We start from the raw sequence: 21,018 nt of genomic DNA, 5'->3' as shown, positions 1-21,018 counted from the left end.
CCAAAATTTACGTATGCGCACTCACATTCTGAGAGCATTGGCTCTTGTATTGACTTTCGCGAGCCTTGCTTTCTCCAATGATTCAATGCCTGACAAAGGCAACTCAAAAAAGAAACCGCTTATTGTTTTCGTCACTGGCGATCATGAGTATAGCGGAGAAGAAACACTTCCGATTCTGGCGAAAGATCTGGAAAAAAACTATGGCATGCGCACTGTTGTGCTCAAGGCATATCCCGATCATAATAGCGAAAAGAATATCCCAGGTCTTGAGATATTAAAGGATGCAGATCTGGTCGTGTTTTACCTCAGATGGCGCCAACTTCCTGCCGACCAGCTTGCCCACATCGAGGCATATCTCAAAACAGGGAAGCCTGTTATGGGTTTCCGAACCACTACCCACGCTTTCAATTTTCCCAAAGGAGATCCGAGCGAAAAGTGGAATGCATTCGGCGAATTTGCGTTAAATGCCCCTCCGGGATGGGGTGGCGCAGCCAAGCACACGCATTATGGTCATAACAGCAGTACAGACGTTTCTGTAATCCCCGATCAAGCTAAAAATCCAATTTTGACAGGCGTTGATCCGTCTTTCCACGTAAGATCATGGCTTTACAGAGTCTTGCCGGATTATCCGACTAAAGGCTCAACATGGCTTTTAATGGGGAAATCTGTCAATCCTGACAAGGCGGCAATCGAAAATCCAGTGGCCTGGACGGGAGTTAATAGTTTCGGAGGAAAGGTTTTTATGACTACGATGGGTCATCCGGAAGACTTTCAAGTAGAATCTTTTCAGCGACTGATCGTGAATGCTATTCATGTAGAGCTGGGCATGAAGGTTCCGAAACAATGGAAGGGGAAAATTGATATCCAGGTACCTTACCGCGTTGCGAAGTAATCGCTCTCCTCATTCCATTATCCATTTTTGACTTTTCTATTTCTTTAAATAATCCGCAAATGTCTAAACCTGCAAAAAACAGTTTTTATATCCTGGCTATGGTGCTGGGATTTTCTGTTGTGGCTTTTACAGCCTTTAAATTTGTAAAACCCGAAACGCTGCAAATAAAGAAAGGAAGGAGTATCGCATTGATTGGTGGCAACCTGGGCTCCAGGATGATGCATTACGGTTATTTCGAAACCGAATTGCACACACGATACCCCGACAGCTTGTTATTTATCAGAAACATGTGTGACGGCGGTGATACCCCCGGATTCAGGCCGCACGCCAGCAGAAATACACCCTGGGCATTTCCGGGAGCCGAGAAATTTCAGACAGTGTTCGCAAATAAATCGGCCAGCGAAGGGCACTTCGACTATCCGGATCAGTGGCTGACCAGGCTAAAAGCGGATGTCATTATTGGCATGTTCGGGTATAGTGAGTCGTTCCAGGGCAAAGAAGGGCTGGAAAATTACAAAGCTGAGTTGGACGCTTTCATCAAGTATACGCTGAATCAGGTATATAACGGAGCCAGTACTCCGCAACTGGCGATCGTTTCTCCGATCGCTTTCGAAGATCTGACAGCTAAGTATGATCTTCCGGATGGCAAGAAAGAGAATATCAATCTGGAATTGTACATGAATGGCATGAAGGAAGTTTGTGCGAAAAACAACGTAGTTTTTGTGGACGCATTTACTCCGTCAAGGAAATGGTACGAAGAGAGCACACCATACCTTACTATCGATGGTTCCCAACTGAATGAGGAGGGGTATAAAAAGCTGAGTTTGCTACTTACGGATCAGATTTTTGGCAAAGCTCCTGAAAAGGCGGCATCCAGAAAGGATTTGATTCGGGCTGCCGTGAATGAAAAAAACTGGATGTGGCACAACGACTATAAAATTCCAAACGGGGTACACGTTTATGGTCGTCGATATAACCCATTTGGACAAGACAATTATCCAGCTGAAATCGAAAAGATCAGGCAAATGACCGCGATCCGTGATACAGCAGTGTGGTTGGCTGCATCGAAAGGTGAAAAGAAGGATCTTGCTGCTGCTGACAAAAACACGTTGATTTTGCCATCCGTAAAAACGAACTTCAATCCTGATAAGAACGGGAGTCTGACTTATTTGTATGGAAAAGATGCCCTCGCAAAACTCAAGGTTCCTGAGGGCTTTAAGATCGAACTTTTTGCGTCGGAGGAGGAATTTCCGGATTTGGCAAAACCAATGCAAATGTCCTTTGACAATAAAGGAAGGCTATGGATAGCAACTATGCCGAGCTACCCGCATTACAAACCGGGCGATTCCAAACCGAACGATAAGATTATTATTCTGGAAGATACAAATGGAGATGGTAAAGCTGACAAGCAAACAGTTTTTGCTGACGGACTACATCTTCCGATTGGTTTTGAAATTGCCAAGGAGGGGGTATATCTTTCACAGGGTACCAATTTCGACTTGCTGATTGATAGCGATGGTGACGGAAAAGCGGATAAAAAAGAGGTATTGCTAAGCGGTTTTGATGACCATGATACACACCATAACAGCCATGCATTTACTGTTGATGCATCCGGTGCGATTTATTCCGGAGAAGGAGTATTTCTTCATACCAACGTGGAAACTCCGTATGGAACGGTGCGGGCAACCAACGGTGGTTTTTATAGATATTCCCCTCAATTGCACAAGCTGGAAAGGACAGCTCAATTGTCAATTCCGAACCCATGGGGTATTGCGTTCGACGACTGGGGACAACCGTTTTTTGCGGAGACGTCAAGTCCGGATGTTCGCTGGATGATGCCAGGGAGTGTGTTACCGAGATATGGACAAGCAACGCATAAGTCGAAGCAATTGGTAGAGGAAGCCCACCGTGTACGCCCAACGTCAGGTTTGGAGTTTGTCTCAAGCCGCCATTTTCCTGAGGAGTATCAGGGCGATTTCCTGATCAACAATACCATTGGATTTTTGGGTACAAAACAACATACTTTGGTAGACGATGGAACGGGTTATAAAAGCAAGCATCGCATGGATTTGCTGGTAAGCGAAGACAAAAACTTCCGTCCGGTAGATATGGAATTTGCTCCTGACGGCTCACTGTATATCATCGACTGGCACAATATCCTGATCGGCCATATGCAGCACAACGCACGTGACCCTTTGAGAGATCACTCGCACGGACGTGTATATCGCATCACTTATCCTTCGCGTCCGCTGGTTAAACCTGCAACTATCGATGGTGCAAGTATCGAACAATTGCTTGAAAACCTTAAACTGCCAGAGTACAGAACAAGGTACCGAACCCGCCGTGAGCTGAGAGGCAGAGATAAAGCCCAGGTTTTATCAAAAACCAAAAGCTGGGCCCTGCAGCTTGATAAAAAGGACCCAAGATATGAGCACAATTTATTGGAAGCTTTGTGGGTAACATGGGGTATGGATAAAGTGGATCAGCAACTGTTGAAGCAAGTCTTGAAAGCGAAAGATTACCACGCACGTGCTGCAGCAGTGAACGTCGTAAGATATACTGGCCACCAGGTTCCTGATCAGGCGGCATTGCTAATGCAGGCGGCTCAGGACGAAAATACACGTGTGCGTTTGGCTGCGATTGTCGCAGCGTCTTGGATCGGGAAGGAGAAGGGCCTGCCTGTTTTGGCAGAAGCGGCTAAAAAGCCTTTGGATGACTGGATGGTCAACGCATATGAGACGGCAGTTGCGCATTTAAATGGGGAAAATGTAAAAAGTGAAAAAGAGAAAGTGGCCACTTCTACACTGAAAGGAAAGGATCTCGAGTCGTTTAACAAAGGAAAAGCAATCTATGCCATTGAAGGATATTGCACCACCTGTCACCAGGCCGACGGTAAAGGTCTTACTGCATCCGGCTTCCCGCCGCTAACAGGTAGCGAGTGGGTATTGAACAACGACGAGCGACTTATTAAATTGGTCTTGAAAGGACTGATGGGGCCAATTGAGGTGAAGGGTGTTAAATACCCTGGGCAGGTTCCGATGACCCCGTTCGGTGGTTTGCTCAACGATGAAGAAGTTGCGGCTGTTTTAACCTATGTTAAAAACTCATTTGGCAACAACGGCGGAGTGGTCTCTGCTGAGAAAGTGAAGCAGGTGAGAGCAGCAACTCAGGCGAAAAAGGACTTTTATACTTCTGAGCAAATTCTGAAAGAACACCCACTAGATAAGAAGTAATTTAACTTTTTTTGTCAAAAACATTTGAACATAACTTTTTTGTTCTAATCATTGTGGTCGAATAAAAAACAAAACATGTGACGGTGACCAATACCATTTGAGCCGTCACATGTTTTGTTCGATTATTTGGTAGCTGATATTACAAATCACTACACACTAAGATTAAGAATGAAAAAAACGTTTATCCTTCCAGATTTCCCAATTTATTTTATTGCATTAATACCGGTTATAACCTACCTGATTTATTCCTGGTATAATTCCTCGCCACTGTTTCTGGCAGATGACTTTCACCTTTTAAAGACTATCCTTTGGGCTAAGCAGGAACCCAGTATATGGGGTAAATTCATGCTGTTATATGATCAGCATAATGAACACCGTATTATTGTTCCGCGCCTGCTGACTTATTTCAATTATGTGTTGAATGGCCATATAAACTGGCCCGGTTTGATCCTTTTTGGTAATTTATTGTGGGTTTCTATCCTGTATTTTTTATGGAGGATCTTTGCATCGTTTGGTCGCAAACCGTGGATGTTTTTGCCGGTTCCCTTCATATTGCTTCAGCCGCAATACTATGACAATGTTACATGGGCGATCAGCATACTCCAGCAGTCTGTAATTGTCGCGATTTATGTACTGTTAGCTTATCTGCTTTCCCGGAAAAATTATAAAAAGGCGTTGTTCGTGTGTCTCGTTGCCACATTTACGCACGGCAACGGTATCCTGAGTTTTCCATTGGGTATCTTAATGATCGGTGTATTTGAGAGGAACTGGAAGCAGGTAGGTATTTGGAGCCTGACATGGCTCATAGTCTGTGTAGCCTATTTTTGGAAGTTCAAATCGGGTCAGAATTCCAATTTCGCTGCCAGCCTGGGCGACCCCGTTCGCCTGATTGCATCCTTCTTTGCATTTTTTGGCGGGGTGTCAAAAGCAATAAGCCCAAACCCCTATTTTGCCTCCGTAACAGGTTTTATCCTGATGTCGATCACCGCTACTTACCTGATCAGGAAGACATATGCATTTGTCAAGTATGATCGACCCCTGCATTCGTCGGAGAAGTTCTTCATGATGATCTTTATGTTCCTGATCATTACTGCTAGCCTCGTTTGTATATCAAGGAGTTGGTCAGGTATAGAGAGCATCCTGGCACCACGGTACATACACTATTCGCCGTTTGTCTTCTGCCTGGTTTACATTATTTTGATAAAGAATATTCCCCTTCGGTTCAGGAAATCAGTGGCATTGGTGGCAATTCTCGGCGGAATAACATTTAACCTGATTTGCTATTTTAAATACCATGAAGACATTGTCTATCGAAGAAACGCCCTTTTTGCAGACAGCGAGAACTGGAATAATCAGGAGGTTTTTCTGATGTATGAGAAATCATTCAACTCGAATATCCACGATACCTACCGTGATGCGATTAAGGAGGGGATTTGTGTCAGGAACGGATCGCCTTTTCTGGCACCGTCAGATACCGTTCAAACAAATCCGAATGAAGTCAGCATTTCGGATACTACCTTACGCCTCGATAATTCCGGCACGATAACCCACCCGAAAATAGGTACTATTTCGAGCAACTCCCTGGTGGGAAAGGATGTGTATGTTTACTTCGTATCCGATCGTGATACATTCGTACACGCGACGAGGCGGAAGCGCAATGGAATCAAGAGTTTTCTTGTCGGAGAGGGATGGTATACCCCCGGATTTACCGTTGACTTCTTGCATGAAAATTTGCCCAACGGATATTATCGCATCGGTCTTCAGTATGACGGAAAATTCTCCTGGGTAAGAAAGGATTATCTGATCTCTAATTTGTGACCGCAAATCGAAATTTTGATGAGTTCGGATAATAACAGAAAATCACTGCGTTATATGTCTGATACGTTTAACTACCAACCCGTATTTTTCAGATCTGACTAATTCACACAGTAAAATCAGGGGTGATAATTAGCATATGAACGACTGATTTTGACAAAAAATACTATAGCACATTCTCAGTTAAGTATAATTTGTCATAAGCAAGGAAACGAGCAAAAAAAGACGTATCTTTACGTGTTGAAATGACCCTTTGTGGGCTGTTTTTCTTAAGAGTAAAGCAAACTGTATGTCAAACGAAACAACATTAGAAGTAAGTAATTATTCAGCTGATAATATCCAGGTACTTGAAGGTTTAGAGGCCGTACGTAAGCGTCCGGCGATGTACATTGGAGATACTGGTTTTAAAGGGGTTCATCACTTGATTTGGGAGGTTGTTGATAACTCTATTGATGAGGCGATGGCGGGTTACTGCGACACAATCAATGTAACTATCGAAAAAAACAATTCCATTACAGTGCAGGATAATGGCCGTGGTATCCCCACAGGCATTATGGCAAAAGAAAAGAAATCTGCATTGGAAGTGGTGCTTACCGTGCTTCATGCGGGTGGTAAGTTTGATAAAGACACATATAAGGTTTCGGGGGGTCTGCACGGAGTAGGGGTATCCTGCGTGAATGCGCTTTCAATACACCTTCGGGTTGAGATCCACAGAGAAGGAAAAATATTTGAACAGGAATACAGCGAAGGTAAGCCTTTGTATCCGGTACGTGTCATCGGCGACTCGGACAAAACGGGAACGTTTATCCACTTCAAGCCGGACGCGACAATCTTCACTGTTACCGAGTACAAATATGAAACTGTGGCCACTCGGTTACGGGAACTGTCATATTTGAATAAGGGCATCAGAATTACGCTGGAAGACAAACGTGAGGAGGATGAAAATGGCGTGTTCCGCGGAGAAGAGTTCTATTCTGAAATTGGATTAAACGAGTTTGTTCTGTATCTCGAGGGAACTCGCCAGGCATTGATTCCTGATCCGATTTACATGGAGAATACAAAAGGTTCCGTTCCTGTGGAGATCGCTATGATGTACAACACTTCGTATAGCGAAAATGTATTTTCATATGTAAATAATATCAACACCATTGAAGGTGGTACGCACGTTCAGGGTTTCAGAGCAGCCTTGACAAGAACATTGAAAAGCTACGCTGAGAAATCGGGTGTGTTGGCGAAAGAGAAGATCGAGATCAGTGGTGATGACTTCCGTGAAGGGCTTACCGCCGTTATTTCGGTTAAAGTAGCCGAACCACAATTTGAGGGTCAGACCAAAACGAAATTAGGTAACTCGGAAGTAGTTAGCGTTGTAAGCCAGATTGTGGCGGAAATGCTGGATACTTATCTGGCGGAGCATCCAAAGGAAGCGAGAGTTATTATAGATAAAGTTATTCTTGCAGCAAAAGCACGTATTGCAGCCAAAAAGGCGCGTGAGATGGTGCAACGTAAGAATATCCTGACGGGTACCGGCCTTCCTGGTAAGCTTTCTGACTGTTCTGAAACTGACCCTGCTATCTGCGAGCTATATCTTGTCGAAGGGGACTCGGCGGGCGGAACTGCCAAACAGGGCCGTAACCGTGCGTTTCAGGCTATTTTACCGTTGAGAGGTAAAATTCTTAACGTCGAAAAAGCGCAGGAGTACCGTATATATGAAAATGAGGAGATCAAGAATATGTTCACCGCAATGGGTGTTCAGATCGGAAAAGATGGTGATGAACGTGCGTTGAATATTGACAAATTACGTTACCACAAGATCGTAATCATGACGGATGCGGATATCGACGGTAGTCACATTCGTACTTTGATTCTGACGTTCTTCTTCAGATATATGAAAATATTGATTGACGAAGGGTATATATACATTGCTCAGCCACCTTTGTATCTTGTTAAGAAAGGTCGTGAAGAAAGATATTGCTGGACCGAGGCACAGCGTGAGGCTGCCATCAAAGAAATTGGTGGAGGGCGTGAGGAGTCAGTTAACGTTCAGCGCTACAAAGGTTTGGGAGAAATGAATGCAGAGCAGCTATGGGATACAACCATGAACCCGGAGAAAAGAAGTCTTAAACAAGTAACAGTAGAATCAGCTGCGGAAGCGGATCACTTGTTTTCGATGCTGATGGGCGACGAAGTGGCTCCTCGACGGGAGTTTATTGAAAAGAATGCAAAATATGCGAGGGTAGATGTGTAGCCGATAGCTATCTGTTTGAAATACAACTACGGATGGCCGCAATTTGCAGTCATCCGTTTTTTTTGCTGAGGTCCGATTTTGTTAATATATAGGACATCAGTTAATAAGATATTATGGTAATCTTCGTTGAATTTTTATTCAACTAATAACTGAAAAGCTAATAGCGTAATATATGTCCACCCCTTTGGATCCAACTAATCATAGAGATAAAAGAGGTAAATTCTCTAATTTGTTTTCCTTTTTCAAAAACAATAAGGAAGAGCCAGTTATGGAAGATTCGAAACTTTTGAGTTCGGCCGAGAGAGTTAACACGCTGGTACAACAGAGTGATATGATCAGCCGTGACCTGAGCTGGCTGAAGTTTAACGAGAGAGTGCTCGAACAAGCTGAAAACGAAGAAAGAAATCTTTTCGACCGACTTAAGTTTCTCGCCATCACCTCTTCCAATCTGGATGAGTTTTTTACGATCAGATTAGGAAGTCTTTACAACTATATCGATTTTGGAAAAGAACGTACCGACTATTCCGGGCTGAGAGAAGTGCCTTTCCGTAAGCTCCTGATGCGTAAGTCGCAGGAGTTTGTGAGAAGACAGAATGAGTGTTTCACTGATAAGTTGTTACCGCATTTTGAAGCCCACGGATTTGGTATTGTAGGTTTTGACGCGCTTGATCAGTCCGAAAAGCAGGGTGTAGAGGAGTATTTTGAAAGAACGGTATATCCGATGCTTACGCCCATGCTCTTTGATTATACCCATGCTTTTCCTGTGCTTTTGGCCAAGGTTTTGGTATTGGGCGTTGTTACTCAGGTGAAGGGCTCCAAATCGGAGGAAGACAGAAAGCTTTCTTTTGTTCAGCTTCCGCTGAATCTCCCACGATTTTACTCGATCGAGCGGGAGGGAGGAATGTTGTTTCTGCCAATCGAGACCGTTGTAAGAGAAAATATTTACAAGCTTTATCGTAATGTGGATATCATTTCCACTAATCTCTTCCGGATCATCCGTAATGGCGATTTTTCGTTGGAAGAAAGCGATGATATCGAGTCGGACTTCATTGATGAAATCAAGCAAAAAATCAAAAACCGGCGTTTGGGAAGGGTTGTGCAGGCTGCTATCGAGCCGGGGTTTGATCCCGAACTACTGAATCTGATCAAGAAACGGTGGGAGATCGATGACCACAATTTTTTCGTGAATCAGGGACTTATCGACTATACTGCGCTTTGGAGTATTATTAAAAATCCCGAGTTTAAGGATCAGATTCCACCAGTTCATCCTCCTGTTCCGCCGCTTGGTATTGAACGTGACAAAGCAACGGATATATTTGACGTGATGCGCGAAAGAGACATTCTTTTGCATCACCCATATAACAACTTTGAACCAGTCCTTCAGCTATTGGAAAAAGCAGCTGAAGATCCAAAAGTATTGTCTATTAAACTGACAATCTATCGTCTGGCAAAGAACTCACGGGTTACGGACGCCTTATTATTGGCCGCTGAAAACGGTAAAAGTGTTGCTGTTTTATTTGAAGTGAAAGCCAGGTTTGACGAAGAAAACAATATAAGGGAAGCGCAGCGTCTGCAGAAAGCAGGATGTTTCGTCATATATGGAATCGGTTTATTGAAAACTCATACCAAACTGCTTCTTATTGTCAGAAACGAGGGCACCAAAGTATTAAGGTATGCGCATTTGTCCAGCGGAAATTACAACGAGGATACTTCGCGGTTGTACACAGATACCGGTTTGCTGACCACAAATGAAGAATATACAGCTGATATTTCGGAGTTTTTCAACGTAATAACCGGCCATTCTATTCCCTCCGAATATCAGAATCTGATTACTGCGCCGCGCTATATGCGGACCAGATTATTGGAGTTGATTCAACAGGAAGCGGAGAATGCAAAAGTTGGTCTGGCAAGTGGGATTTGTATCAAGATAAACTCCCTTGAAGACAGGGATACCATATGGGAATTATATCGTGCGTCTCAGGCGGGTGTGCCTATTAAATTGATTGTCAGAGGAATGTGTTGTCTTCGTCCTGGCAGGGCGGGGTTGAGCGAGAACATTACGGTCCGTTCGTTGGTAGGAGACTTTTTGGAACACTCAAGGTTATTTTATTTCCATCAGAACGGCGAGCCTTTGGTATATGGAGGTAGCGCGGACGCTATGGTGCGAAGCTTTGACAAACGAATTGAATCTTTATTCAAATTGGTAGACATTCGTGTCAGGCAGCAAGCTATCCACATTTTGTATTATAGTTTGCAAGATAATGTGAACGCATACGAGATGCAGGAGGATGGGGATTATGTAAAATGTGAACCGAAAGAGGGAGAAGAGGAATTGAATATACACAAAGCATTCTATAACGTCACGGTTGAGCAGGTAATGGCGACTAAGCTGTTTGAACAAAAACCGCAGACCGTTGAAGACTCTACGAAGACAGCAGTGGTAGAAGAAGCCGAGGAAATCGGGAAGAAAGAGATATAGTATTTGTAAATAACAAAAGCGGGATCAGATGTGTTAAAACCTCATTCCGCTTTTGTATTTACGGATTACTTATTCTTTAAAAAACACCCGCTTCACTCGCTCGCCAATTCCGGTTAAAATCTCATAAGGTATGGTGCCGGTACTTGATGCCAAAATCGTAATAGGCATTTCCGGACCGAAAACAATTACTTCGTCTCCTTCGGAGGCGTTCGCTCCGGTGATATCCACCATCGTCATATCCATACAAATATTGCCGATTGTCGGGCAATTTTTTCCATTGACTACTACCTTTCCCACGCCATTTCCCAGTCCTCGGTCGTAGCCGTCGGCATATCCTATGGCCAAGGTTGCTATTACCGCGTCGTTTTCTAGTTTTCCCTTTCGGCTATACCCGACAGTTTCTCCCGCTTTCAGATATTTGATCTGGGAAATAACGGTTTTAAGTCGACCAACTGACTGTAACGCAGCCTGTTCCTGTCCGGTAGCTTCCACTCCGTAAAGTCCAATTCCCAGTCTGACCATATCCAGATGATATTCCGGGAATCGAACGATCCCCGCTGAATTGAGTATATGCCTGATCACTTTATAACCTAATGCCGCTTCGACTTCCGCTACCCCCTCAATGAACCGATCATATTGAGATCTTGAAAATTCGTTATGAACGCCTTCATCGGCTCCCACCAGATGGCTAAAAATGGACGATACTTTCAGACCGGGATTTTTACTTAAAACATCTCTCAGCCATGGGTATTCAGATGGAACAAAACCAAGACGATGCATGCCAGTATCCAACTTCAAATGGATGGCAGGAGCAAGCACCGGTTCGTTTCTTCTGTTGAGATAATTGATCCAGTCGGTCATGACGCGCTGACTGTATATCTCAGGCTCCAGGTTATATTGCCATAGTAGGTCAAAGGTTGCTGGTGAGGAATTCATCACCATAATCGGCAACGTAATTCCGCTTTGCCGGAGCATAACGCCTTCGTCAGTATATGCAACTCCCAGATAGTCAACTCTATGATATTGAAGTAATTGTGCTATTTCAGTGCTGCCACTTCCATATGCAAATGCCTTCACCATAGCCATTATTTTGGTTTGGCTTCCGGCTTTATTGCGATAGTAATTTAGATTATTTGTTACCGCATCCAGATTGATTTCCAGAACTGTCCCGTGAACTTTCTGTTGGAGGCGATGTACGATTTTTTCAAATGAAAAAGGTCGCGCACCTTTTACTAGAACTAAACTGTCAGCCAGACTTGGAAATGCGAAATTTCTAAGAAATGTGTCCGTGTCTGGAAAAAATTCTTGGTCGGCAAAATCAAATAATGAAGCCTGGTTCAAAAGCTCAGGTCCTATACCGATGAGGCGGTCTATTTGCTTCTCTTTTAATAATGTTGCGACTGACTGGTAAAACTCGTAAGGTGGTTGACCGGAATGAAGAATATCAGAAAGAATAACCGTTCTATGGTTTCGCTGCTCCTGTTGTGACAGAAAGTGAAGAGCCATGGTAACTCCTTGGAAATCATTATTATAGGTGTCGTCTATAATATAGCATCTGTTGATCCCCTCTTTTAATTCAAGTCGCATCGAAACCGGGCGGAGCAATTGAATACGCTGCTGAATTGTAATATCAGTTATTCCGCGATCAACCATAAACACAATACAGTGCGTCAGGTTTTCAAGCGACGCTGCGTCGCGGAAGTGCGTTTCAAAGCGATGCTCGCCGTAAATTCCGGCAAGGGATATAAATGTCTTATCTTTTTGAATACCGTAAACGACAGAGATATCGGCGGCTGATTGCGGACTACCCCAACTGATGGTTTTCAGAAAATTATTGACAGGTTTCAGAATAACACTGATCTCTTCATCGATTTCAGTGTAGTCTTTCCGGTATATAAGCTTTTTGGCCTTCGTAAAAAGGCGAAGTTTTTCAGTGATTTTCTGCTTCCGACTTTTAAAACCATCGTCATGTGCGGATCCGATATTGGTGAAAATACCGATCGTTGGATTCATAACAGGCTGCAAATACTCCATTTCATGCGATTTGGAAATACCCGATTCGAATATCGCCAGAGTGTGCGCGGCGGATAGCTGCCAGACAGACAGAGGGACTCCAATTTGAGAGTTGTAACTCTTAGGGCTGGCAATGATATTTTCGTCAGGTGTCATCAATTGACTAAGCCATTCTTTTACAATCGTTTTTCCGTTGCTTCCGGCTATACCAACTACGTCCAGTGAAAACTGGCGGCGGTGTAGTGCTACCGTTTGCTGTAAAGCACGAATGCTCGATTGCACCAGCCATATCGTTGCATCTGCCCATTTTTCGGCAGTTTCTTTAACAAGGCCGTTAAATCCGGCGGACTCGACTACAAACTCCCTAACACCGTGATGGTATAATTCGGGTAAAAACTGGTGGCCATCGTGTCTTTCACCTTTAATCGCAAAAAAGATACTCTGGTCTGGAAATGAAAGCTGGCGACTGTCTGTCAGCAAATATTTGGCGCTGGTACGTATACCTTCCTGTGTACTGTTAATCACAACAAATCCGAATCATTGATTTCGGTGCAAAGGTAGCTTTTGGCTCGTAGCTTTTTTGAATTCTCGTCAGGTATTTGAGATAGGGTGTTTAAAAGCGGAGTTGAAACCGATTTGTTTCGCGGAGTTACGCGCGGGTTTTATTTATAACTCGGCGACTGAGGGTTATTTTTGAGTTGTCTTTTTCATCAAACCCACTGGTATATCAACCTGAGCCGCATCATCAGATTGAAGGCTAAATGATTTGAATACATCCTTTTTGGACACGAAAGTGCTTGAATCCTTCAAGGTTAATAAGGTACTGCCAAATTTGTTGCCCTTATTAATATTTATATATGCTCCATTCTGGCCCGTGATATTCAAATTCTCAAATTGGTTGTTTGACAATAAAACGCCCTGGCCGGATTGTTGAATGTTAAAGTCGGAACTTTGCCAGCCTTTGACAATACATGGAACAAGGTTTGAGGTTAGTCCAGCAATTTCTGGTGCTGATATATAGACGGATGGATTTATCTTGAAAGTCCCGTCCCATAAAGTGCCCCTAGGCCCATCTCTCGTAAACGAAAGTATTAGTGTGTCGCCGCTGATAAAATGACTGACTTTTGGGTGATCATTGTAATTACGAATATCAATCATGCGCATTTCAAAAATCTTCCCTGGTTGTAGCTGAACGGTGCCGAAGGCATTCCCCGTAAGTTTAACATACCTGAAAGGTGGTAGTGTGTCGCGCGAATATCCCAGATATGGATCATTCATGTCGATTTTGTCAAACTTTGATTTTAGCGAAAAACTTGAGCCAATGATTGACACAAACAGGAGAGCGAACAGTAAAAGGATTAATTTATTACTTGTTTTCATGATTTCGAATTAGGTTGTAGGATATACCTCATTTACGTATGCCTGATATCTCGCTTGAATTTCTTCCATACTAATATTAAGCAGATATAGCGCGCGGAATAATTCCGGGAGTTCACTTTCCAGAAATCGCTCTTTTCTATATGCCAGAATCAGTTCATTTGCATTTTCGGAAGCAGAATACCCAATCCCTCTTTTGTTGAATATGATATCCTTGCTTTGCAGGAAATCATAAGTTCGCATGACGGTATTCGGGTTCACTTCCAACATGCCACCCAGATCGCGGACGGATGGTATTCGCTCGCCGGGAGGCCATTTTCCGAGCAAAATCTGCTCGCAGATATAATCGGCAATCTGGAGGTATATAGACTGTTTGTCTTTGAATTCCATCGGTTGTTAATTAAATTTCTTTCTCACAAAGTCTTACGTAAGAGATGTACCAAAGCGCGAGCAACAATAATATTGGAAAAGAATAAACCATGTACTGAACTGTTTCGGGATAGTCCACGTAGTAGTTTTTGCCGGTTTCTTTATACCAGATCCTCCAGCTGATGAAAGGGAAGGTTACGATATTGGTTGGCTTGGAAGTAGCGTAGTAACCAAATAGCCAACTAACTGTTTCAGAAGCCAATGCTATGACAATCAGCAATGCGGCTGTCTTGATATAAGCCAACTTACTGAAATAGATAGATCCCAAAAACATAGCTCCTTGTACAATCAAATGCAACGAGATGAGATATTGGAGTATGCCTCTTGGAATGGGCTTGTACTTCGAGATTTCAGGGCTTAAACCGCTGTTGGCGACATCGAGTGTCCAATAGTGTAGTTGAATAAATATAAGTAGTAGCGGGACTGTCAACATCAGATTTAGAAGCAATGCACTCAGATATTTCTCTAACCTGGAGGCAGGAATCATTAGTGCGGCAATTCCGGTGTCGGTCGTGGCAAACTTGTTGAATGCATAGATGGTGTAAGAACTTCCGCCAAAAATCACGACCATAGCCAGGGCTAATAAATGGAGAACAATAAGAATCTCGCTATATTGCTTCGACAAAGTAATAGGGAACATAAACATAAAAAGCATCCCTATCAATAATCCGCCAGTCAATAGATAGCTCTTTCCATTTTCGGAGAGGTCTAGCTGTAAAAGGAGCCGGAAACGATGAAAGTTGAATATCTGGTTCATAATATGGAAGTTAAAAGGGGAGAACGGGGTTAATGAACGGTTGTGGATTGCTCATCAGGATATATGCCAATACCACTAGAATCAGCCATAGTATTTTCATGACTTCTGATGAAAAATTTGTCTGATCCTTGCCGGATTTTCCATCACTGCCTGAAACAGATGCTCCAGGTCAACTCTGCTTTCTTCCTGCAAATAGTTCTCAGCCACAGCCTTATACCCACGGAGAGATGGCTCGGCATATAGTACATGAGCGTTATTATCCACTTCGGGGAGGGTCCCAAAATACAACCGCTCGGCAACATTGTCCAGCGTATCCTGAATCAATACCTCACTGTTTTCCAAAATAATAATGCTGTCGATCAGATTGTCCAGATCCCGCACCTGGTGTGTGGATATCAAGATCATCCTGTCAGGATCGAGTGCCGTTGAAACAATTTTCCTGAATTGACTTTTGGAAGGTATATCAAGACCGTTAGTAGGCTCGTCCATGATCAGCGTCCGGGTATTGGTGGCAAGTGCAAAAGCGATGAGCACCTTTTTCTTTTGCCCGAATGACATGCCCGTCAGCTTGTTACCTTCCGGAATGTCGAACTCTTTAATATGCTTCCGAAATTGAACTTCATCGAATCGTGGATAAAAAGGCGCCACGGTATCAAGATATTGTTGGATAGACACGGATGGCAAATAGATTTCTTCCGGCATAAAAAACACATCCTGCAGGAAAGCCGGTTGGCGTTTGGCGGGCGTATATCCATTGACATCAATTTTGCCATTTAATGGAAAAAGTAGCCCGACGATGTTTCGCAGCAAACTGGACTTCCCAGCCCCGTTTTTTCCCAAAAGACCATAAATATGCCCTGGCTCGAGCGTCATATTCAAATTTTCGAACAGCTTGATATGCTTGCTATACCCAAAGGTTACATGACTCAGTTGGATCACAATTCAGACGGTTTAGTGTTCTAGTGTAATAGTACACCTCAAATGTATATGATTGAAATTGAATTAACAAAATGAATGGTGAAATATTTTTGTAAAAGAGATATTACCATCTTGCCGAAAGTGCCTGAACCTGGTGGCTGAGGTTGCAAAAAACCAGCAATAACCCAATCGATATTGCTGGTTTTTTTTATGAACTTTTATGTATTATCACTGATAATCAGCTAGTCCACATATATCATCGGAACCCCTACATAATTGGCGGCACCGGAGCTGAAATTCAGCTGAGCATTTGAACCTCCGCCACGTGCGTAGACGTAAAAGGATGCTGTTACCCGGATATAAGCCCGATCGGCTCCAAACAGCGACGAATAATACATTGTTCTCCATCCGTCAAAACGATCATTCACATTTATGTTCTGACTTCCCATGGCGAAGACATTCGTAGATGATGCTGCTTTATAGTTATACTGGAAGCCGATTGTGGTCAAATCAATCCGTGATTTAGCCTCCTTTGATGTAAAAATACCATCATCTGCTTTAAGGATATAGAATCCATGAAAGGGTACCGAAACTCTATGGCTATAATTCCGATTTTCAGTTGGGCGATAAGTAAACCACCAGTCCATGTACATTTTAAATGACCCGGCGCCAGTACCAGCCAGTCCACTTCCTGCACCGGAAGCCGAATCAGACAGATTTATATTGCCGGGATTATATCCCTGCCAATAGATGGTGCCATTGGAACCATGGAGAGTGCCATAATAGGGAGCGATCGTGCCGATCGAGCCTGCAGCTAAAAGTTGCCCACTGATTTCATCGGGAAATATGGAGCTCTCATTCTCAGTTGGTTCTTCGGAAAGGACAAGTTTCTTGGAAAGTTTTTCGTTTTCAGATTTTACCAGTTCTGCGGCTTCATAGTGATCCTTGTCGAAGCTATCCAGGGTAGCCAGAAGATCTTTCGGGAGCTTACCCTTTAGATTTTTCAATTGTTCCTGACCACGGGTTTCCAAGTCTAAAAGCTGTTTGGCTTCGGCTTTCTGCAATTGAACTACTTCTTCACGGCGCGCATTTACCAGTTCTTTTAAGGTAGCATCCGATGCTCTGAATTTATTTTCCACGGCTTTATCATTTATTTATTTTGCCTACTCTTGAAACTGTTTTCGGCGACCCAGTTGCACTTTTTTAAAAAAATGAGATTTTGATGAGTTGACTTTATCACACGCCACGGCTTCCACGGGATATAGAATGACCGTCGCCGATTGATGAAAATTCACCAATCTTACTTCTGTCCTTGGCTTGAATGTGAAAATTTTATTTGACTAGCTGTTGGTGGATGCTTCTTTTTCAGGAGACCCTTGGTGGATATACAACTAAATCATGCTCAATATGTTAGTCGATATTCGATATGTTTATGGGAACACCGGTGAGAAAGATTTTCTCTCTTAAATTGTGTTAGAAGAGCATTTTCTAATGCCAGATAGCAGAAAAGCCAGATTTGAGGCAGTGAATTTTTTTGAAGATGAGGAAAAGGTCAGCAGCGAAATTCTAATCATCAAGTAGATTTCGATAGTCCTGATCGGTGTCAATGTCAATTTCGCCTTTAGGAAAAGGGACGGAAATGATATCTGTCTCAAACTGTTTCAGGATTTTTTTGGCTCCGTGAGCTTCATTCAGGCTAAAAATTGCCGGGAAATATTTTTCTTTGAAAAGGACAGGCGTGCCTAATGTATTACCATATGCACTTGCTACAATACCTGCGTTATCGGATTCTGCGGTTTTAATTAGCTGGGAAAAGAGAGTGGCTGAGACGAAAGGCTGGTCGCTGACTGACAGAATGACTTGATTTACAGTTGGATATAGGTCAATCAATTTGCCCAAACCTGTTTTGATGGATGATCCCATTCCCGTTTCCCAATCAGCGTTATAGGCAAAATGAACGGGCGAATGTTGTAATTCGTCTGAAATTTCGGAATGATAAGACCCGGTAACCACCACAACCTGCTGACCAACCACTTCATGTGCAGCGGTGTAGGTATGCTGGATCAGGCTTTTATCCTTGTACTTCAATAATTGTTTCGGCTTTCCCAATCTGGAGGAGCTCCCCGCAGCGAGTATGATAATGCCGGTTGATGATAATTCTGTCATTTTCAGAATTGTCCGGATTGGATCCCGCACATAAAACTCTCTTCCACTGACTTGGAGTATTCGATTTCTTCCCCCTGATCGGAACGGCTGTGGATCGGCTCCATTTTATCTCTGAGCGAAGTGCCATTTTTGTGTTGAAGAACTGCCTGAATCTCCGACAAAACCGATAAGGCAATTTCCTCAGAAGTTTCCGCACCAATATCGAGTCCTACTGGTCCGAATACCTTTTTCTTATGTTCGTCAGTTATATAGAAACCTTTCTTTGCTAACTCATCATACATTTTTTCGAGCTTCTTCTTTGGACCCAATGCGCCAATATATGGACAAGAATCCATAGGGAGCAAACTTTCCAAAAGCGCCAGATCATAGTTGTAGTTATGGGTCATGAGCAGAAAAAAAGTGCGCTCATCACATTTCAGCTGATTCAAAACCTGGTCAGCTTTGCTCTGTATCAATTGTTTGGCGTGAGGAAAACGCTGTGCGGTAGCGTATCCTGTACGACCGTCGACGATTGTCACATCCCAGCCGAGCACCGATGCCATTTCGCATAGCGGGATCGTATCATTACCTGCGCCGGCTATTACAACCGATGGGGCAGGAGGTAAAAATTCGACAAATGCAGTATATCCATTATGAGAGTTGGTAAGTTTCCTAAAAAACGCATCTTTTTTGCCAATCGCTTCCTGGCTCAGCGCTCTGAACTCAACCAAAAAATCTTTTGAATTCTCCGGATCAGCAATTTTTTCAATATTGGTTTGGTACAAATATCTTGTTCCCAGCTGTGTGCCAGTTGGTGAATTGAGAGAAAACAGAGTGATTAATACTGCGTCAATTCGTTGGGAAACTATTTGTTTTAGTAAAGCGATCGGGTTGTTTTCCTGCTCGATTTGGATCGGTTCAAACAAAATATGAACGATTCCGTTACATCCGAGCTGAACGCCAAGACTGGTATCGTCGTCGGTGGTATCGTAAGTAACCAACTTATTTTTTTGCTGGGAAATAGCCAGGAGTGCCTTCCTCAGAGCATCTCCCTCCAGGCAGCCGCCGCTGATTGCACCCGTTAATTGACCATCGTCAGTCACAAGCATACGCGCCCCCGGTCTACGATACGACGAACCTTCTACATGGACAACCGTTGCCAATGCCATTCGCTTACCGACCAAAAGCGCAGCTTCATATGCTTTAATGATCTGTCTGATTTCCTTCATAATATCTTTTTTAAACGCAGAGTTGCTGGAGTTATACGCTGAGTTTCGCAGCTTTTTTTACTTGATACAAGGTTCAACAATTTACGTCTTTCTCTTTTAGTTCTGATTTTAAGGTTAATGGCCTTCGCGGCTTTTGGCGAAAATCATATTTGCAAAACACTAGTCTGGTATATGCCTCTTTCCTGACGGTGTTCGGTTATCAATTTAGCTACACATCGGGCGGCTTCCATCGCATCGCGTTCAGTAGAAAACCGGCCAAAACTAAACCGGAATGAATTATGAATCGCACCGTCCGCTAATCCCATCGCATTGAGTACATAACTGGGCTCAAGTGTGGCGGAAGTACAAGCCGAACTTTGGGAAAATGCCAGCTGATTACTAGCCTGTAGAATCAATTTTTCGCCGTCAATATCTTCAAAAGTCATATTGACACAATGGGGCAGGCGATTTTCCAGATTTCCATTGATATGGACATTTTCCAGATCCAGCAAAGATTTTTCAAAAATACCTCGTAACCTTTGCAGCCGAGTCGCTTCTTGCTCCATTTCCAAAAAGCAAAGTTCCGCAGCCTTCCCCAGACCGACGATACCAGGTATGTTGAGGGTTCCGCTTCTTAAAGCTCGTTGATGTTTTCCCCCGTGGATCTGTTCGGTTATTTTTATTGCGGGTGATTTTTTTCGAACGTAAAGCGCTCCGATACCCTTTGGTCCGTAAAACTTATGGCCACTTATGCAAAGCAGATCTATATTATCAGCTTCAACCTGGATCGGAATTTTACCAGCTGCCTGTGTTGCATCGCAGAAGAAAAGCGATCCGTTTGCTTTGGCCAGTTTTCCAATTTCTGCAATGGGCTGAATAACCCCGGTTTCATTGTTGGCATACATAACCGCAATCATCGCCGTATCGGGACGCAACGCGGATTTCAGTTCGGATATGCTAAGAGTACCATCCGGATTGACAGGTAGATGCGTAATCTCATATCCATTTTTTTCCAGAAAAGCGCATGTGTCTAATACAGCCTTATGTTCGGTTTGGCATGTGATGATATGCTTTCCTTTTTCAGCTTCGACTCCTTTTAGTGCCAAATTGATCGCCTCGGTCGCGCCTGATGTGAAGACGATTTCTCCAGTATTAGCCCCGATAAGTTGCATTATGTGGCCTTTGGCTAATTCAACAGCTTCCTGCGCTTCCCATCCATACACATGAGAACGACTCGCCGCATTTCCGAATTTTTCTAAAAAATAGGGTAGCATCTCTTCCAAAACCCTCGGGTCCATGGGAGTTGTAGCGTTGTTGTCGAGATATATCGGAGAATGAAGCACCGGCTCTTGAGAGAATGGATGTGTTTTCAGATCAATAATTTAACCAATTTAACACAAATTACGTCAAGATTGTTTACTTGATTCGTGGCTATATCTGATTTTGCCTTAAAGTCACCAAGTCTCAAAGTGTTGTAGAGAATAAGATTTTTCCTGGTGCTGTTATC

14 protein-coding genes are annotated in these 21,018 nt (G+C 43.4%); 5 read left to right on the top strand and 9 right to left on the bottom strand.

The window, feature by feature from the left end:
- Nucleotides 1–13 precede the first annotated feature (13 nt).
- The 5 genes from AC1XUD_RS10675 (at nucleotide 14) to ppk1 (ending at nucleotide 10,664) form a co-directional block, all read left to right on the top strand.
- Nucleotides 14–892 carry a ThuA domain-containing protein gene (locus AC1XUD_RS10675; protein WP_483360980.1) on the top strand — a complete coding sequence of 293 codons (879 nt, stop codon included), beginning with the start codon at nucleotides 14–16 and terminating at the stop codon, nucleotides 890–892.
- 59 nt (nucleotides 893–951) lie between these two features.
- A complete protein-coding gene (locus tag AC1XUD_RS10670; protein ID WP_483360979.1) occupies nucleotides 952–4,125 on the top strand; it encodes a PVC-type heme-binding CxxCH protein in 3,174 nt (1,057 codons plus the stop codon).
- 168 nt (nucleotides 4,126–4,293) lie between these two features.
- Nucleotides 4,294–5,943 carry a hypothetical protein gene (locus tag AC1XUD_RS10665; protein ID WP_483360978.1) on the top strand — a complete coding sequence of 550 codons (1,650 nt, stop codon included), beginning with the start codon at nucleotides 4,294–4,296 and terminating at the stop codon, nucleotides 5,941–5,943.
- A gap of 286 nt (nucleotides 5,944–6,229) precedes the next feature.
- Nucleotides 6,230–8,185 (top strand): DNA topoisomerase (ATP-hydrolyzing) subunit B, encoded by a 1,956-nt coding sequence (gyrB, locus tag AC1XUD_RS10660; protein ID WP_483360977.1) that lies wholly within the window; start codon nucleotides 6,230–6,232, stop codon nucleotides 8,183–8,185.
- Between the two features lie 172 nt (nucleotides 8,186–8,357).
- Complete coding sequence (gene ppk1 / locus AC1XUD_RS10655) at nucleotides 8,358–10,664, top strand: polyphosphate kinase 1 (protein ID WP_483360976.1); 2,307 nt, start codon at nucleotides 8,358–8,360, stop codon at nucleotides 10,662–10,664.
- 69 nt (nucleotides 10,665–10,733) lie between these two features.
- Here the strand turns inward: ppk1 and AC1XUD_RS10650 are convergent, their stop codons facing one another.
- From AC1XUD_RS10650 to AC1XUD_RS10610, 9 genes are all read right to left on the bottom strand, one after another.
- Nucleotides 10,734–13,202 carry a bifunctional UDP-N-acetylmuramoyl-tripeptide:D-alanyl-D-alanine ligase/alanine racemase gene (locus AC1XUD_RS10650; RefSeq protein WP_483360975.1) on the bottom strand — a complete coding sequence of 823 codons (2,469 nt, stop codon included), beginning with the start codon at nucleotides 13,200–13,202 and terminating at the stop codon, nucleotides 10,734–10,736.
- A 162-nt stretch (nucleotides 13,203–13,364) separates the two neighbouring features.
- Nucleotides 13,365–14,057, bottom strand: a complete 693-nt coding sequence (locus AC1XUD_RS10645; protein WP_483360974.1) for a hypothetical protein — start codon at nucleotides 14,055–14,057, stop codon at nucleotides 13,365–13,367.
- 9 nt (nucleotides 14,058–14,066) lie between these two features.
- Nucleotides 14,067–14,444 carry a GntR family transcriptional regulator gene (locus tag AC1XUD_RS10640; protein ID WP_483360973.1) on the bottom strand — a complete coding sequence of 126 codons (378 nt, stop codon included), beginning with the start codon at nucleotides 14,442–14,444 and terminating at the stop codon, nucleotides 14,067–14,069.
- Between the two features lie 10 nt (nucleotides 14,445–14,454).
- Nucleotides 14,455–15,240 carry a hypothetical protein gene (locus tag AC1XUD_RS10635; RefSeq protein ID WP_483360972.1) on the bottom strand — a complete coding sequence of 262 codons (786 nt, stop codon included), beginning with the start codon at nucleotides 15,238–15,240 and terminating at the stop codon, nucleotides 14,455–14,457.
- Nucleotides 15,241–15,336: 96 nt separating this feature from the next.
- Nucleotides 15,337–16,179, bottom strand: coding sequence for an ABC transporter ATP-binding protein (locus AC1XUD_RS10630; RefSeq protein ID WP_483360971.1), 843 nt, complete (start codon nucleotides 16,177–16,179; stop codon nucleotides 15,337–15,339).
- 221 nt (nucleotides 16,180–16,400) lie between these two features.
- Nucleotides 16,401–17,297 carry a hypothetical protein gene (locus tag AC1XUD_RS10625; RefSeq protein ID WP_483360970.1) on the bottom strand — a complete coding sequence of 299 codons (897 nt, stop codon included), beginning with the start codon at nucleotides 17,295–17,297 and terminating at the stop codon, nucleotides 16,401–16,403.
- Between the two features lie 427 nt (nucleotides 17,298–17,724).
- Nucleotides 17,725–18,324: a nucleotidyltransferase family protein gene (locus tag AC1XUD_RS10620; RefSeq protein WP_483360969.1), complete on the bottom strand. Its 600-nt coding sequence runs from the start codon at nucleotides 18,322–18,324 to the stop codon at nucleotides 17,725–17,727.
- 2 nt (nucleotides 18,325–18,326) lie between these two features.
- Nucleotides 18,327–19,532, bottom strand: a complete 1,206-nt coding sequence (locus AC1XUD_RS10615) for an XdhC family protein (RefSeq protein ID WP_483360968.1) — start codon at nucleotides 19,530–19,532, stop codon at nucleotides 18,327–18,329.
- A 143-nt stretch (nucleotides 19,533–19,675) separates the two neighbouring features.
- The gene (locus AC1XUD_RS10610) at nucleotides 19,676–20,854 is read right to left on the bottom strand and encodes a cysteine desulfurase family protein (RefSeq protein ID WP_483360967.1); all 1,179 of its coding nucleotides are present in this window, start codon (nucleotides 20,852–20,854) and stop codon (nucleotides 19,676–19,678) included.
- Between the last annotated feature and the right edge of the window lie 164 nt (nucleotides 20,855–21,018).

This window comes from Dyadobacter sp. HNCC25DJ184 (assembly GCF_056895215.1).
This window is presented reverse-complemented; position numbering and strand designations above follow the sequence as displayed.

Excerpts from the sequence above, each read along its gene's own strand:
- AC1XUD_RS10615 (WP_483360968.1), bottom strand. The coding sequence starts at position 19,532 with ATGAAGGAAATCAGACAGATCATTAAAGCATATGAAGCTGCGCTTTTG.
- AC1XUD_RS10670 (WP_483360979.1), top strand. The coding sequence starts at position 952 with ATGTCTAAACCTGCAAAAAACAGTTTTTATATCCTGGCTATGGTGCTG.
- AC1XUD_RS10640 (WP_483360973.1), bottom strand. The coding sequence starts at position 14,444 with ATGGAATTCAAAGACAAACAGTCTATATACCTCCAGATTGCCGATTAT.
- AC1XUD_RS10620 (WP_483360969.1), bottom strand. The coding sequence starts at position 18,324 with ATGACAGAATTATCATCAACCGGCATTATCATACTCGCTGCGGGGAGC.
- AC1XUD_RS10645 (WP_483360974.1), bottom strand. The coding sequence starts at position 14,057 with ATGAAAACAAGTAATAAATTAATCCTTTTACTGTTCGCTCTCCTGTTT.
- AC1XUD_RS10665 (WP_483360978.1), top strand. The coding sequence starts at position 4,294 with ATGAAAAAAACGTTTATCCTTCCAGATTTCCCAATTTATTTTATTGCA.
- gyrB (WP_483360977.1), top strand. The coding sequence starts at position 6,230 with ATGTCAAACGAAACAACATTAGAAGTAAGTAATTATTCAGCTGATAAT.
- ppk1 (WP_483360976.1), top strand. The coding sequence starts at position 8,358 with ATGTCCACCCCTTTGGATCCAACTAATCATAGAGATAAAAGAGGTAAA.
- AC1XUD_RS10675 (WP_483360980.1), top strand. The coding sequence starts at position 14 with ATGCGCACTCACATTCTGAGAGCATTGGCTCTTGTATTGACTTTCGCG.
- AC1XUD_RS10635 (WP_483360972.1), bottom strand. The coding sequence starts at position 15,240 with ATGAACCAGATATTCAACTTTCATCGTTTCCGGCTCCTTTTACAGCTA.